We start from the raw sequence: 13,396 nt of genomic DNA, 5'->3' as shown, positions 1-13,396 counted from the left end.
CGTACGGCTGCACCGCCTGTGCCCCGACGACCCGAAAGTCGATGGGGCTGGAGAATGATCGAGGCAGTCGGCCTGACGAAGCGCTATGGCGCCAAGACGGCCGTGTACAACCTTTCCTTCCAGGTGCGGCCGGGCGCCGTCACCGGATTCCTCGGCCCCAACGGCGCGGGCAAGTCCACGACGATGCGCATGATCCTCGGCCTCGACCGGCCGACGTCGGGCCAGGTCACCATCGGCGGGCTCCCGTTCCGGCAGCTGCCGAACGCGCCCCGCCAGGTCGGCGCGCTGCTCGACGCCAAAGCGGTGCACGGCGGCCGTACCGCCCGCAACCACCTGCTGTCGCTCGCGCAGCTCTCCGGCATTCCGGACCGCCGGGTCGACGAGGTGCTCGGCGTCGTGGGCCTCCAGGGCGTGGCGAAGAGGCGCTCCAAGGGCTTCTCGCTCGGCATGGGGCAGCGGCTCGGCATCGCCGCCGCGCTGCTGGGCGACCCTCAGGTGCTGCTCTTCGACGAGCCGGTCAACGGCCTCGACCCCGAGGGCATCCTCTGGGTCCGCAACCTGATGAAGCAGCTGGCATCCGAGGGCCGTACGGTCTTCGTCTCCTCGCACCTGATGAGCGAGATGGCTCTCACGGCCGACCATCTGATCGTGATCGGACGCGGTCAGCTCATGGCGGACATGAGCGTGAAGGACTTCATCTCCCACAACTCGGCGGACTTCGCCCGGGTGCGTACGCCGCAGACGGAGCCCCAGCAGCGCGAGAAGCTCCTCGCCGCTCTGACCGAGGCGGGCGGCCAGGTTATGCCGGAGCCGGACGGCGCACTGCGGGTGACCGGCCTGCCGCTGCCCCGCATCAGCGACCTGGCGCACGGCGCCGACGTACGGCTGTGGGAGCTGTCGCCGCACCAGGCCTCCCTGGAAGAGGCCTACATGCGGATGACGCAGGGGGCGGTGGACTACCGCTCGACGGCTGACGAGAAGTCCGGGCTCATGCAGCAGCCGCCGATGGGACACGTCCCGCCGCAGCCGCACGTCCCCGAGGTGCCGCAGCAGGGCTTCTACGCCCCGCCGCCGCCCCAGCCCGGCCAGAACCCGTACACGGCGCCGGTGCCGGCCGCGCCGCCCGCCGCCGCCCCGGCCGAGGCCCCCGCTCCCCCGGCGGCCGCCCCCGCCGACCTGACCAAGCCCGAGGACGCACGATGACCACTCCCTACCAGCAGCCCGGCTCGTACGCCTCGCCGATTCCCGTGCGCGGGGCCAGCCTCGGTGACGCGCTCCTGTCCGAGTGGACGAAGATCCGTTCCGTGCGCTCCACGATGTGGACGCTGGGCGTGATGATCGTGCTGATGCTCGGCATCGGTCTCGGGGTCGCCGCGCTCGTCTCCGCCGCCGGTGAATCGGCCGACATCGGCGACTCGTCCGCCCTCGGCATGGGCTTCTTCGGCGTCCTGCCCGGCTCGATCTGTGTGATGACCCTGGGCGTGCTCACCATCGCGTCCGAGTACAGCACCGGCATGATCCGGACGACGCTGACGGCCTGCCCGAGCCGCGGCCGGGTGCTGGCGGCCAAGGCCGCCGTCTTCTTCCTTCTGGTCCTCACGATCACGACTCTGGTCGCGGGCCTCGTCGCGGTCATCCAGAACGCGATGGTGGAGGCGGCCGAGCCCACCGGTGACGAATGGCTGCGCGCGTCCGTCGGCGTGGGTCTGTACATCGCCTCGCTGGGGCTGCTGTCACTGGCCGTTGGCGCCATGATCCGGCACTCGGCCGGTGCGATCACCACCATGATCGGCGTGATGCTGCTGCCGCTGGTGGCGGCCATGTTCATGTTCTCCGAGTCGCTGCAGGACCTGCAGAAGTTCCTGCTGGAGTGGGCCATCCCGAGCCAGCTCATCGGCATCTACGGGGAGGCTGCGTCGGGCGGGTCCTCCGGTCCCCTCGGCTGGGAGCCGGTGTGGATCATGCTCGGTCTCGCGGTCGTGGCGCTCGGCGGGGCGTACGCGACGATGAGCAGCCGGGACGTCTGACCGCGCGCTCAGTACCTCGGCGCGTTCCTGGACCGCTGCACCTTCGAGGTGCGGCGGTCCTTCGCGTTCCAGCACGCCTTGTGCCAGTGACGGCGGTCGTCCACGCCGCCGTGCTCGGGCCAGGCCACCACGTGGGGCATGCCGGAGGCGATCTCCTGGTCGCATCCGGGGCAGCGGTACCGCTTGCCGGCGGCACTTGCACCCGCGACGTGGCGCACCGACCACTCCTCGCCCTGCCAGGACTCGCTGCTGCCGAAGCCGCCGTACCGGCCTGCGGGGTCGCTCGCTCGCTCGGTGGGCTTCTCGCCGCCTCGGGGGCGGTTGCGGCGCGGGGACACGTGACACCTCACGGGGCAAGTCAGGACAGTTGCCCGTACAGCGTACGGGCCCGGACCGCGACGCCCGTTCCTCCGACGGGTGCGCGCACGTCCTGCATCAGGGCCAGTTACCGGAAAATCGCAACAACTTCACGCCCGCCCGTGCCTTTGGCACGTGTCAGGCGTTGTTGCCTGTAGGGGGAGTGACGCGTCGGCCGCAAGGAGGCAGAAGGCGATGCGCGTTGGAACGTTCGTACTGGCGGCCCAGTTCCCGGGCCAAGGACAGGGGGAGGCACTGCACCGGGCGGTGCGTTCCGCCGAGGTGGCGGAGGAAGCGGGCCTCGACGCCGTATGGCTGGCCGAGCACCACTTCGTGCCGTACGGGGTGTGCCCGTCCGCCGTGACCCTCGCGGCGCTGCTGCTCGGCCGCACCCGCCGCATCCGTGTGGGCACGGCGGTGAGCGTGCTGCCGAGCGCGCATCCCGTGGCGCTGGGCGAGCAGGCCGCACTGCTGCATCTCACGTCCGACGGGCGGTTCACCCTCGGAGTGGGGCGCGGTGGGCCCTGGGTCGACCTGGAGGTGTTCGGCGCCGGCCTGGCCGCGTACGAATCGGGCTTCCCGGAATCCCTCGACCTGCTGCTGCGCTGGCTGCGCGAACCCCGCGTCGGCGCGCAGGGCGAACGGTTCACTTTCCGCGAGGTCGCGGTGGTCCCCCGCCCCGACGAGCTGATCGACGGGCCGTCGGAAGGACCCGAGGTGGTCGTCGCGTGCACGTCCCCGCAGAGCGTCAGGCTCGCGGCGGAGCGATGCCTGCCGATGCTGCTGGGCATGCACTGCGGCGACCAGGAGAAGGCGGACATGGTCGCCCTGTGGCGTACGCACGCTCTCTCCTCGGGACACCCGGCCGCGAAGGTCGCGGCGGCCGGGCATGTGTCGGCCGGCGTCGTCCAGATCGCCGATCGCGCGGACGAGGCGGCGGAGACCCTCGTCAAGGCGATGCCCGACTGGCTCAAGCAGGGCCTGGACGCGCATGTGACGGTCGACGGACGGCACCGCGCGATGCGCGACCCCGTCGCGTACACGGAGCTGCTCTGTACCTTGCATCCGGTGGGGCCGCCGCGCCTGGCCGCGGACCGCCTTGCGGCGACCGCGGAGCGCACCGGCATCACGCGTTTCGCGCTGCTCGCGGAGGGCTCCGGCGACCTCGCCACCACCGAGGAGAACGTCCGGCGGCTGGGCACGGACGTGCTGCCCCTGCTCGACTGACACTCGTCCGTGTCCATGGTTGCGAGGTTCCGGGTCCGACGATGCCGCCGCTCCGACATCTGTGCACCTCCAGTGATGCGGAGCGGCAGCAAAAGACTTCAGCAGTCGCGCAGTTCGGGCGACTGATTGAGCAACTGGCCCCGGATCGAGGTGAAGCGGGCGAGCCGCTCGTCGACCGAGGGGTCCAGCGGGAACACCGCGACGCGGTGGCAGTTCTGGAATGCCAGTCGCACTCCGAAGTGCCGCTGGAGCGCGCCGCGAATCGCGTCACTCGCGAGCGCGCGCAGCAGCTGACCACGTGCCTGCTCGTCCGGCGGAGGCGTCTGGTTGTCGGCGAACTCGCCGCCGTCCACCTTCAGCTGAGCCACCAGAGAACTGATCATCTCCCATGCGTAGGGCAGGGAGGTCCGGACGCAGTCGACGAAAGCTGCTTCGTCGACCTCGCCTCGCTCGGCCTGTTCCAACAGCGCCGGTGAGACGTCGAGCGACATGGGTTCTCCTCTCGCGACCCCGCAGAACAGGGCCTTACGGGCAGGGAAGGAGGAAGTGGACCGAACGACGGCATACCAATGCTGTACGGCGACGCAGAGTGCACGGCCGACGACCTCCTGTCTTCCACGGTAAGTGCGCCGACTTGAGCGCACCAGGAGATTGGGCACACAACCGGCCAAATAACGAAGGGCGCTTCCGGGGCGAATCGCGCAGCGCGGCGTGCTTCGAGTAGCGTTGCGGACCATGCGTCTCGTCATCGCCCGCTGCTCCGTGGACTACGCCGGCCGGCTCACCGCCCACCTGCCCTCCGCCCCCCGTTTGATCCTGGTCAAGGCGGACGGCAGTGTCTCCATCCACGCCGACGACAGGGCGTACAAACCCCTGAACTGGATGTCCCCTCCCTGCACATTGAAGGAGGGCGACGACAGCGTCTGGACCGTCGTGAACAAAGCGGGCGAGAAACTGATCATTACGATGGAGGAAATCCTCCACGATTCGTCGCACGAGCTCGGTGTCGACCCCGGCCTCATCAAGGACGGCGTGGAAGCGCACCTCCAGGAGCTCCTTGCCGACCGGATCGAGACACTTGGCGAGGGGTACAGCCTCATCCGCCGTGAATACCCCACGGCCATCGGCCCGGTGGACATCCTCTGCCGCGACGCCGACGGCGCGACGGTGGCGGTGGAGATCAAGCGCCGGGGCGAGATCGACGGCGTGGAGCAGCTCACCCGCTACCTGGAACTCCTCAACCGCGACCCGCACCTGGCGCCGGTGAAGGGCGTCTTCGCGGCCCAGGAGATCAAGCCCCAGGCCCGTGTCCTGGCGACGGACCGCGGCATCGGCTGCGTGGTCCTGGACTACGAGGCGATGCGCGGCATCGAGGACGACAAACTCCGCCTGTTCTGACACCCCCGTCCCCGCCGGCGCGTTTCACACCCGCCGGGCGGCACCCGGCGCGGGACGCCGCTTCCCCGGGCCGGGCCGCGGTTCGGGGCGCAGCCCCGTCCCGCCGGGGTCCGGGCGCGGCCCGGCACGGCCCGCGATGTCCCAAGTCGGCGCACCGGTCGCCCGGCCCGCCACGGGTGCCGTTCACGGCCGCACGGCTGGGGCCTGCGCCCCGGCAGTACAGCCCCACCGGGCGCCACCTGGGGCGGTGACGCCCGGCCGGCTTCCTCGCAGCGCAGAAGCGGCGCGCGGCCGCCAACACGAGGGCAGGGGCAGCCCCGCCCGTCGAGCTTTCCGGGCCCCGGGCGCGGCCGTGTCCCCCATGAGCTTCGGGCGCAGCCCCCTCCAGGGGTGGGCACAGCCCGGTCCCGCCAAGGGGTTCGGGGCACGGTTCGTCCCGTTACGGCTTCGCGCGCAGCCGGCCCCGCCGAGTGGGCAGGCAGTCCAGCCAGGCCCTCGCCATGCAGACGCAGCCCCGTCAAGGGCTCACCGGGCCCAGCCCCTCAGCGGTTCGGGGCGCAGCCCCGGTCGCGCCAAGGCTCGGGGCGCAGCCCGGCACGGCTTCGCGACACAGGCCCAGCCCCGTCAGGGCCCCCGCGCAGCCCCACCCCGCTGTGCGGGGCAGGCCCGGTCCTCTCAGGGTTTCGCGGAGGGGCGGGGAAAGCGTCCGCGCCGACGAGAAGCGACCCGTCAGATGATCGACGGCGACGCGGACACCGGCCCGCCGCTCGTCATCGTCGCTTCGTTCGACTCGCTCGCGGACGCGCTTCCGCCCGGGGCCGTGGACGTTTCGGTGGGCGTCGGACTCGGGGTCGGGGTCGTGGTCCTCGTCGGCGAAGGCGAAACCGTCGGCGGCGTCGCGACCGGCGGCGGCTTGGGACTCGACGGCGGCTTCGGGCTCGACGGCGGGCGCGAGTCCGAAGGACCCTCCGGCCGTGACGAGCTCGGCGACGGGGTCTCCCCCGGTACCGACGGGCGGTTCGTCGACGCGGGCGTCGTGGCCGACGTGGACGATCCCGTCGGCTTGGCGTCGTCCTTGTCCGCCGACGGATCGTCGGAGACGTCGGCCGTCGGGTCCTCGGCCGTCCAGTCGTCGTCGATGTCGTCCTCGTTCACCGGCTGGCCGTTGCGTACGTCGCGGCCGGGCGGCTCCTCCTGGTCGGAGGTCATGCCCAGGGTGACCACCGTGCCGAGGACCACCGCGAGCAGTGCGCCCGCTCCCGTGGCGACGAGGTTGCGGCGGGCGCCCATGAGGATGGCCGCGCCCCGGCCCGCCGGGCGGCGGGGGCCGTCCGGCGGGGTCTCCTGCTGGTGACCCGTCACCGGCGCGGCGGCGCCGCGGCCCCGGGACCCGGCCAGCGGCAGCCGCTTCGTCAGCGCCGAGGCGGACACGCCCCTCGGGGGCGACACGGGTCCCGCCTCGCCCGGGGCGGCCGGCGCCGGCCCGGACTCGCGGTCGGCGACGAGCGCGAGGGCCCGGCGTCCGGCGACGGTGCCGCTCTTGTCGGCGAGCGCGCCCCGCATACCGATCGACGCCTCGAGTTCGGCCCTGGCCCGTTCCACGTTCCCGGTGCACAGCGCGAGGACGCCCAACTCGTGGTGGAAGTAGGCCTCTTCCGCGACCTCACCGGCGATGCGGGCGGCCTCTGAGCCCATCCGCAGGGCCCGCTCCCAGGCGACCCACTGCCGTCCGGCGGCGAACGCCGGCGCGGCGCTGCGGGCGAGCAGGACGGCCGTGCTGGGATGTCCGGCGTCCCGGCCGGGCACCAGGGCGCTCAGGGCGGCCAGCACGGCGTCCGCCTCTGCCACGGCCCGCTCGGAGCTGACGGAGGGGTGCCCGGCCCACCAGGCGTAGTGCTGGGCGGCGGTGTGCGCGTGGCCGACGGCGTCCTCGTCGTAGGCCTTCTCGCGGAGCTGGGCGAGCACACCGGCCGCCAGCCGGTAGCGCGGGCCGGCCGGGGAGAGCAGTCCGCAGTTCATCAGTTCGCCGAGGGCGGCGTCGGCGTGTGTGTCCCCGACGAGGGCCGGCAGGTGTGCCTGGTGCGGTACCTCGCCGCCGAGGGCGACCGCGAAGCGCAGGGTCTGCCTGGCCGAGTCGCTGAGCCGTGAGGCGAGCAGTGAGGCGGGCGCGGCACCCTCGCCGAGCGACGGCAGGGGTACGTCCTTGCCGCCGGCGGCCGCGAAGGGGGCGAACTCCTCGAAGGCCTCCGGGTCGGTCCGCAGCTCGTCGCACTGACGCAGCAGGGCGGCGGCCTGGACGAACCGCAGGGGCAGGCCCTCCGACTCGAACCAGAGGTCGCCCGCCCAGTTGGACTCCTCCTCCGTCAGCGGCCGGTCCACGGCCTTGCGCAGCAGTTCGAGGGCGGCGGCGCGGCCGAGGCCGCCGAGGAAGACCTCTTCGAGGTGCGAGCCCGTGGCGGGTGCGGCGATGTCCGGGGTGGCCGCGACGAGGAACGCGCATTCCGGTGCGGCGTCGAGCAGCTCGTCGAGGGACGCCCCGCCGAACTCGAGGTCGTCCAGAATGACGACGGCTCCGATGTCGCGCACGAAGCCGGCGAGCGCGTTCCGGTCGGGGCGCATTCCTGGCGAGTCGTAGACGGCCGTGAAGAGTTCGTGGAGCAGCTCCCCGGGCGTGCGGCGGTGGCCGTTGAGACGTACGACCCCGTCGGGCGCGAAGGCGCCGCACTTCGCGGCGACGGCGTCGAGCAGCGAGCTGCGGCCGGAGCCCGCCGGGCCGGTGAGCCGGACGGATCGGCCGCTGCCGAGGAGTCGTACGAGCCGTGCGAGTTCCTCGTCGCGTTCGAGCAGCGGAGGTCGGGGAGCGGCGGGGCCGGGCGGCACGGGGGGCTGCGCGGCACGGAGGAACTCCGCGCGTTGCGCGGCGCTGCGGCGGGTCGGGCGGCCGGGCTGCTCTCCGTCTTGCCCGTCGGCCAGGACGGGCCCTCCGGGCGGGCAGGGTTCGATCTCGCTGCCGTCGACCGGGTTGATCGTGAGCAGGAAGTCGCCGGAGACGAGCTGGACCGTGCGCCGGGGCGTGGGCGTCGACTGTCCGGGCGTAATGGCGTCGCGCGGCGGTCGCACCGGTCCGGCGCCCTCGCCGAAGCTGTCGTTGTCCATGGTCAAAGCTCCCAGATCAGGTTCGCCCGGCCTTGTCGCCGCCAAGATCACTGTCTTGGGGCCGAAGCCGCGTGCGGTGCCTCCCGGCCTTCCTGCACGCTTTGTCGCCTCGGTCCGGAGCCCGCCTCATGGGTCCGTCGAAAGGGCAGGCGATCGAACCCTAGACGTTCGCCGCGCATCGCGAAACCTTCGGGGTGCCGCACGTCCCCGACGTCATGGTCTCAGGAGGATTGCGCTGCTCGCCCCGTTCGTGCCCCCGTCACACATGACGGGACGTTTCCTGCGCGGCGGCCCCGACCGGCCACGTGGCCGCTTCGCCGTACCCGCACCCACCCCGCCGCCGTGTCCGGCCTCGCGCCGGTCACCACCGGCGGCGGGGATCACACCCGAGGAAGCGATTCCGCGGCGAGGCCGCCCTCGATGGCGAGGATGCGGTGCAGCCTCGTCGCCACGAGCAATCGCTGCATCTGCGGCGGCACACCGCGGAGCACCAGCCGGCGGCCGCATCTGCCGGCCCGCCGGTGCGCGCCCATGATGACCCCGAGCCCGGTGGCGTCCCAGGAATCGAGGTGGGTCAGGTCGAGCACCAGGTCGCCGGCTCCGTCGTCGACGGCCGAGTGCAGGACCGTACGGGCGTCCGCCGCGCTGCGGACGTCGAGGCGGCCCCCGACGACCAGCTCGGCGTGGTCGCCCCTGATGTGCATATGCGCTCCCCGAGTGTGCTTACAGTGCCCCGTGTTGGCCCCGTGTCGACTGTGCGGCTGACTGTTCTTCGGTTCTTCTCTGTACTGCAACAACTGACTGCCGCGTAGGCGCAGGGGTTGCTACTTGTAAGCGAACCGATACCGAATTCACCCCGCCGGGTGATGCCGAACCGGTCGATAACGCCTCTTCGGCGTCAGTGCTTGTAGAAGCCCTGCCCACTCTTGCGGCCGATGTCACCGGCATCCACCATCCGGCGCATCAGCTCCGGCGGCGCGAACTTCTCGTCCTGCGACTCGGTGTAGATGTTGCTCGTGGCGTGGAGCAGGATGTCGACGCCGGTCAGATCGGCCGTGGCGAGCGGCCCCATGGCGTGTCCGAAGCCGAGCTTGCAGGCGATGTCGATGTCCTCGGCGCTCGCCACACCCGATTCGTACAGCTTCGCGGCCTCGACGACGAGCGCCGAGATGAGGCGGGTGGTGACGAAGCCGGCGACGTCGCGGTTGACGACGATGCACGTCTTGCCGACCGACTCGGCGAACTCACGCGTGGTGGCGAGGGTTTCGTCGCTCGTCTTGTAGCCGCGCACCAGCTCGCACAGCTGCATCATCGGGACGGGCGAGAAGAAGTGGGCGCCGACGACACGCTCCGGGCGCTCCGTCACCGCCGCGATCTTGGTGATCGGGATGGCGGAGGTGTTGGAGGCGAGGACGGCGTCGTCCCGTACGAGCTTGTCGAGCGCGCGGAAGATCTCGTGCTTGACCTCGAGCTTCTCGAACACCGCCTCGACGACGATGTCCGCGTCGGCGACGGCGTCGAGGTCGGTGGTGGTGGTGATGCGCGCCAACGCCGCGTCCGCGTCGGCCGCTTCGAGCTTGCCCTTGGAGACGAACCTGTCGTACGACGCCTTGATGCCGTCCCTGCCGCGGGTCAGTGCCTCGTCGGTGACGTCACGCAGAACGACGTCCCAGCCTGCCTGGGCAGAGACCTGCGCGATTCCGGAACCCATGAGTCCGGCACCGATGACGGCGAGCTTCCTGGCCACTGCGGCACTCCTTAACGACTGTTTACATGTGCGCTCTCTGCCGGAGATTAGCGGTCGTGAGGGGCCCCTGTGACCGTGAAGAGATGCGCGTCACGTCTCAGATGACGGACATCACACCGGGACGGCCCCTCCCGCTTCCCGGACCGCGCTCCGGGCGGCCCCGGCGCCACGGGCCGCCGGCGCCGGCCGTGACGGTGGGCACACGGGCCTGCCGCCGGCCCGGTGCGTAACTAGGCTGGCTTCATGGTCAATCTGACGCGCATCTACACCCGCACCGGCGACCAGGGCACCACCGCCCTCGGCGACATGAGCCGCACCGCCAAGACCGATCTGCGCATCTCCGCGTACGCCGACGCCAACGAGGCCAACGCGGTCATCGGCACGGCCATCGCGCTGGGGAAGCTGGACGAGGGGGTCGTGAAGGTCCTCGTCCGGGTGCAGAACGACCTCTTCGACGTGGGGGCGGATCTCTCCACGCCGGTCGTCGAGAATCCGAAGTACCCGCCGCTGCGGGTGGAGCAGTCGTACATCGACAAGCTGGAGGCGGATTGCGACCGCTTCCTCGAGGAACTGGAGAAGCTGCGCAGCTTCATCCTTCCTGGCGGCACGCCCGGCGCCGCGCTGCTGCACCAGGCGTGCACGGTCGTACGGCGGGCGGAGCGCTCGACGTGGGCGGCCATGGAAGTGCACGGCGAGACGATGAACGCGCTGACGGCGACGTACCTCAACCGCCTCTCCGACCTCCTGTTCATTCTCGCCAGGGTGGCGAACAAGGAGGTCGGAGACGTGCTGTGGGTGCCGGGCGGGGAGCGCTAGCGCTCGGCGCTGACCGGATCGGGTTCCTGCTCGTCCGCCGGGGCCTTCTTCGGCCGGAACACGTAGGTGAGCGTGATCAGGCCGTGGATGCCCGCCGCACGCCAGGCGCCGTACATCCAGCTCCGAAGCGAATCCGTCCGGCCGGCGTCCCCGACGTACCAGATCGCGATCTGGAGCAGCGCGGTCGCGACGATCGCGCCCACCGCCGTGCCCAGCCAGATCCTGCCCTCGTGCCGGGCGCGGGCCATGCCGTAGCGCGGTGGCTTCGGCGGCGGCGGCGCGCCGGCGAGGCGGTGCGCGGCGTGGCCGTCGAGCCACTTGACGGTGCGGTGGCCGTGACCGACCGTGTAGCCGATGTAGAGGGCGGCCAGGCCGTGTTTCCAGTCCGGCTCCGCGCCGTTCTTGAGGTCGATCGCGGTGGCCACCAGCAGCAGGACCTCCAGCAGCGGTTCGCACAGCAGCAGCGCGGCGCCGGTGCGCGGCATCTTCAGCAGGTAGCGGACGGACAGTCCGGCGGCCAGCAGCACCCAGAAGCCGACCTCACAGATCACGATCAGCGTGACGATCACGGCAGCTCTCCCTTCGTACGGTCCAAGCGTGGCCGCCGGCGGGGACGGATTCGTCGTCGCCGTCGACGAACTGCGACTGCATCCTTCGATGTACCGCGGGCTCACCCCGCGCGCGGACGCCCGGGGGCCGTGGTGCCGTGTTTGATGGACGGGTGACCTTCCCGCGCCCCCACCGTGACGACGTGTTCGCCGCGGCCGCCGGTCTGCTCGGCGGCCTGCTGCTGTACCGGCTGGGGCTGCACAGCCAGGGCGAGTCCCGAACGCCGCTGCCTGACTGGGTGACCCTGGTGCCGCTCGTGGTGACGGCTTTCCTGGAGCTTCTGCGCCGGACCATGCCCCGTACGGCGCTGCTCGTGGGCACGGTCGCCGTGATCGGCGACCAGCTCACGCTCGGCAGCATCGCGACGGTCCTGATGTTCGCGGATATCGTCTATGCGGCTGTCGTCTACGGCACCCCGGCCTCCGCCAGGCGCATCCCGGTCATCACCGCGATGGTCACCATCGCCATGACCGTCGGCTTCCTGGCCTGGTTCAGGGACGCGGCCGCGCTGCTCATCGGCGTCGTCACCGCCCTGGTCGCGTTCTTCCCTGCCGCGACGGGCGCCATCGTCCGCAACCACCGGGAGGCGGCGAACGCCGCCCGGCTGCGGGCCGAACAGACAGCGCTGCTCGCGGAGATGGACCGCACCCAGGCGATCGCGGCGGAGCGCGCCCGGATGGCCCGGGAACTGCACGACATGGTCGCCAATCACCTCTCCGCGATCGCGATCCACTCCACGGCGGCGCTGTCGCTGGACGACGAGGCGACCACCAGGCAGGCGATGACCGTGATCCGCGAGAACAGCGTCGAGGGCCTGGCCGAGATGCGCCGGCTGATCGGACTGCTGCGCGACAGCAGCGGTGACGTGGAGCCGGCCGCCGCACCCACCTTGGCCGGACTCGACGCCCTGGTGGAGCAGGCGAGGACGAACGGCCGGCAGAGCGGGCTGAGCTTCGTGCTCCGTGACGACCGGGAGAAGGCCGCCCGGCTGCCGGCGCCCGTGGAGCTCGCCGGCTACCGCATCGTCCAGGAGTCGCTGACGAACGCCATCAAGCACGCGGAGGCCGGTGAGGTGCGCGTCGAGGTGTCGGGCGGGGCGGGCGACGCGCTGCGGGTGTCGGTGACGAGCCCGTTCGGGCGGCGGCCGGGACCGCGGGCGCCCGGCTCGGGTGCGGGCCTGGTGGGGATGGAGGAACGGGTCGCGCTGCTCGACGGGACGCTCGAGGCCGGTCCGGTGCAGGGCCCGGCCGGCGGACCCGACAAGATCTGGCGCGTACGGGCGGTGCTGCCCGTGGCGGACGACAAGGAGCCATCGGCATGACGGAGCAGGAGGACGACTCGAGGACGGGGGCCCGCATCCGGGTGCTGGTCGCGGAGGACCAGAACGCGGTGCGGGCGGGGCTGGTCCTGATCCTGCGCAGCGCGCCGGACATCGAAGTGGCCGGGGAGGCCGCGGACGGCGAGGAGGCGGTGCGCCTCGCGCGCGAACTGCGCCCGGACGTGGTGCTGATGGATGTGCAGATGCCCAGGCTGGACGGGGTCTCCGCGACGCGGCAGGTGGTCGCGGAGAAGCTGGCCGACGTGCTGGTGCTGACCACGTTCGATCTCGACGAGTACGTCTTCGGGGCGCTGCGGGCGGGGGCGGCCGGCTTCCTGCTGAAGAACACCGAGGCGGGCGACCTGCTCCAGGCGGTGCGGACGGTGGCACGCGGCGAGGGGATGATCGCGCCGGCGGTCACCCGGCGGCTGATCGCGGAGTTCGCCGCGCCCGGGCCCGTACGGTCGGCGGACGCGCCTGATCCGGCCGTGCTGGACACGTTGACGAGGCGGGAGCGGGAGGTGCTCTCGTGCCTCGGTGAGGGGATGTCGAACGCGGAGATCGCGGTGCGGCTGTCGATGGCGGAGGCCACGGTGAAGACGCACGTCAGCAGACTGCTGGGGAAGCTGGGACTTCGCAGCAGGGTGCAAGCGGCAGTCCTCGCACAGGAGTTGGGCATCTGACCCGGGGCGGGACGACAGGGCGCGGACCCTTGGTCTGGACCTATTGACGATTGGTCCA

Annotated in this window: 13 protein-coding genes; 7 read left to right on the top strand and 6 right to left on the bottom strand. The window is 71.7% G+C overall.

Going from position 1 to position 13,396, the window contains the following annotated elements; all coding sequences use genetic code 11:
• The first annotated feature begins 54 nt into the window (after positions 1-54).
• Complete coding sequence (locus tag MDN94_RS15030; RefSeq protein WP_482726304.1) at positions 55-1,203, top strand: ABC transporter ATP-binding protein; 1,149 nt, start codon at positions 55-57, stop codon at positions 1,201-1,203.
• Complete coding sequence (locus tag MDN94_RS15025; RefSeq protein WP_482726303.1) at positions 1,200-2,027, top strand: ABC transporter permease; 828 nt, start codon at positions 1,200-1,202, stop codon at positions 2,025-2,027. The genes MDN94_RS15030 and MDN94_RS15025 overlap by 4 nt, the downstream gene beginning before the upstream one ends.
• A gap of 8 nt (positions 2,028-2,035) precedes the next feature.
• Here MDN94_RS15025 and MDN94_RS15020 read toward each other — a convergent pair whose 3' ends face one another.
• On the bottom strand, positions 2,036-2,365 hold the full coding sequence (locus MDN94_RS15020; protein ID WP_441266144.1) for an ATP/GTP-binding protein: 330 nt from the start codon (positions 2,363-2,365) through the stop codon (positions 2,036-2,038).
• A gap of 214 nt (positions 2,366-2,579) precedes the next feature.
• Between MDN94_RS15020 and MDN94_RS15015 the strand changes: the two genes are divergently transcribed.
• Complete coding sequence (locus MDN94_RS15015; protein WP_482726302.1) at positions 2,580-3,611, top strand: LLM class flavin-dependent oxidoreductase; 1,032 nt, start codon at positions 2,580-2,582, stop codon at positions 3,609-3,611.
• 98 nt (positions 3,612-3,709) lie between these two features.
• Here the strand turns inward: MDN94_RS15015 and MDN94_RS15010 are convergent, their stop codons facing one another.
• Entirely contained in the window at positions 3,710-4,102 is a 393-nt protein-coding gene (locus MDN94_RS15010; protein WP_005311822.1) for an SCO5389 family protein, read from the bottom strand.
• Positions 4,103-4,346: 244 nt separating this feature from the next.
• Between MDN94_RS15010 and nucS the strand changes: the two genes are divergently transcribed.
• Positions 4,347-5,009 (top strand): endonuclease NucS, encoded by a 663-nt coding sequence (nucS, locus tag MDN94_RS15005; protein ID WP_482726301.1) that lies wholly within the window; start codon positions 4,347-4,349, stop codon positions 5,007-5,009.
• A gap of 729 nt (positions 5,010-5,738) precedes the next feature.
• Here the strand turns inward: nucS and MDN94_RS15000 are convergent.
• The 3 genes from MDN94_RS15000 to MDN94_RS14990 form a co-directional block, all read right to left on the bottom strand.
• Positions 5,739-8,165, bottom strand: coding sequence for an ATP-binding protein (locus MDN94_RS15000; protein ID WP_482726300.1), 2,427 nt, complete (start codon positions 8,163-8,165; stop codon positions 5,739-5,741).
• A gap of 380 nt (positions 8,166-8,545) precedes the next feature.
• Entirely contained in the window at positions 8,546-8,869 is a 324-nt protein-coding gene (locus MDN94_RS14995; RefSeq protein ID WP_018845393.1) for an STAS domain-containing protein, read from the bottom strand.
• A 194-nt stretch (positions 8,870-9,063) separates the two neighbouring features.
• Positions 9,064-9,912: a 3-hydroxyacyl-CoA dehydrogenase family protein gene (locus tag MDN94_RS14990; protein ID WP_441266147.1), complete on the bottom strand. Its 849-nt coding sequence runs from the start codon at positions 9,910-9,912 to the stop codon at positions 9,064-9,066.
• A gap of 243 nt (positions 9,913-10,155) precedes the next feature.
• Between MDN94_RS14990 and MDN94_RS14985 the strand changes: the two genes are divergently transcribed.
• Positions 10,156-10,728, top strand: a complete 573-nt coding sequence (locus MDN94_RS14985) for a cob(I)yrinic acid a,c-diamide adenosyltransferase (protein WP_482726299.1) — start codon at positions 10,156-10,158, stop codon at positions 10,726-10,728.
• On the opposite strand, the gene MDN94_RS14980 is transcribed toward MDN94_RS14985, so the two are convergent.
• A complete protein-coding gene (locus tag MDN94_RS14980) occupies positions 10,725-11,297 on the bottom strand; it encodes a hypothetical protein (RefSeq protein WP_482726298.1) in 573 nt (190 codons plus the stop codon). The two genes, MDN94_RS14985 and MDN94_RS14980, sit on opposite strands and share 4 nt — an antisense overlap.
• Before the next feature lie 152 nt (positions 11,298-11,449).
• Here MDN94_RS14980 and MDN94_RS14975 point away from each other — a divergent pair, with 152 nt between their 5' ends.
• A complete protein-coding gene (locus MDN94_RS14975; protein WP_482726297.1) occupies positions 11,450-12,658 on the top strand; it encodes a sensor histidine kinase in 1,209 nt (402 codons plus the stop codon).
• The gene (locus MDN94_RS14970; RefSeq protein ID WP_482726296.1) at positions 12,655-13,338 is read left to right on the top strand and encodes a response regulator; all 684 of its coding nucleotides are present in this window, start codon (positions 12,655-12,657) and stop codon (positions 13,336-13,338) included. The genes MDN94_RS14975 and MDN94_RS14970 overlap by 4 nt, the downstream gene beginning before the upstream one ends.
• Positions 13,339-13,396: the final 58 nt, after the last annotated feature.

The sequence above is a fragment of the Streptomyces sp. WAC00040 genome, from assembly GCF_056835925.1.
Note: the sequence above shows the minus strand (reverse complement) of the source record. Positions and strands in the feature narration are given on the sequence as shown.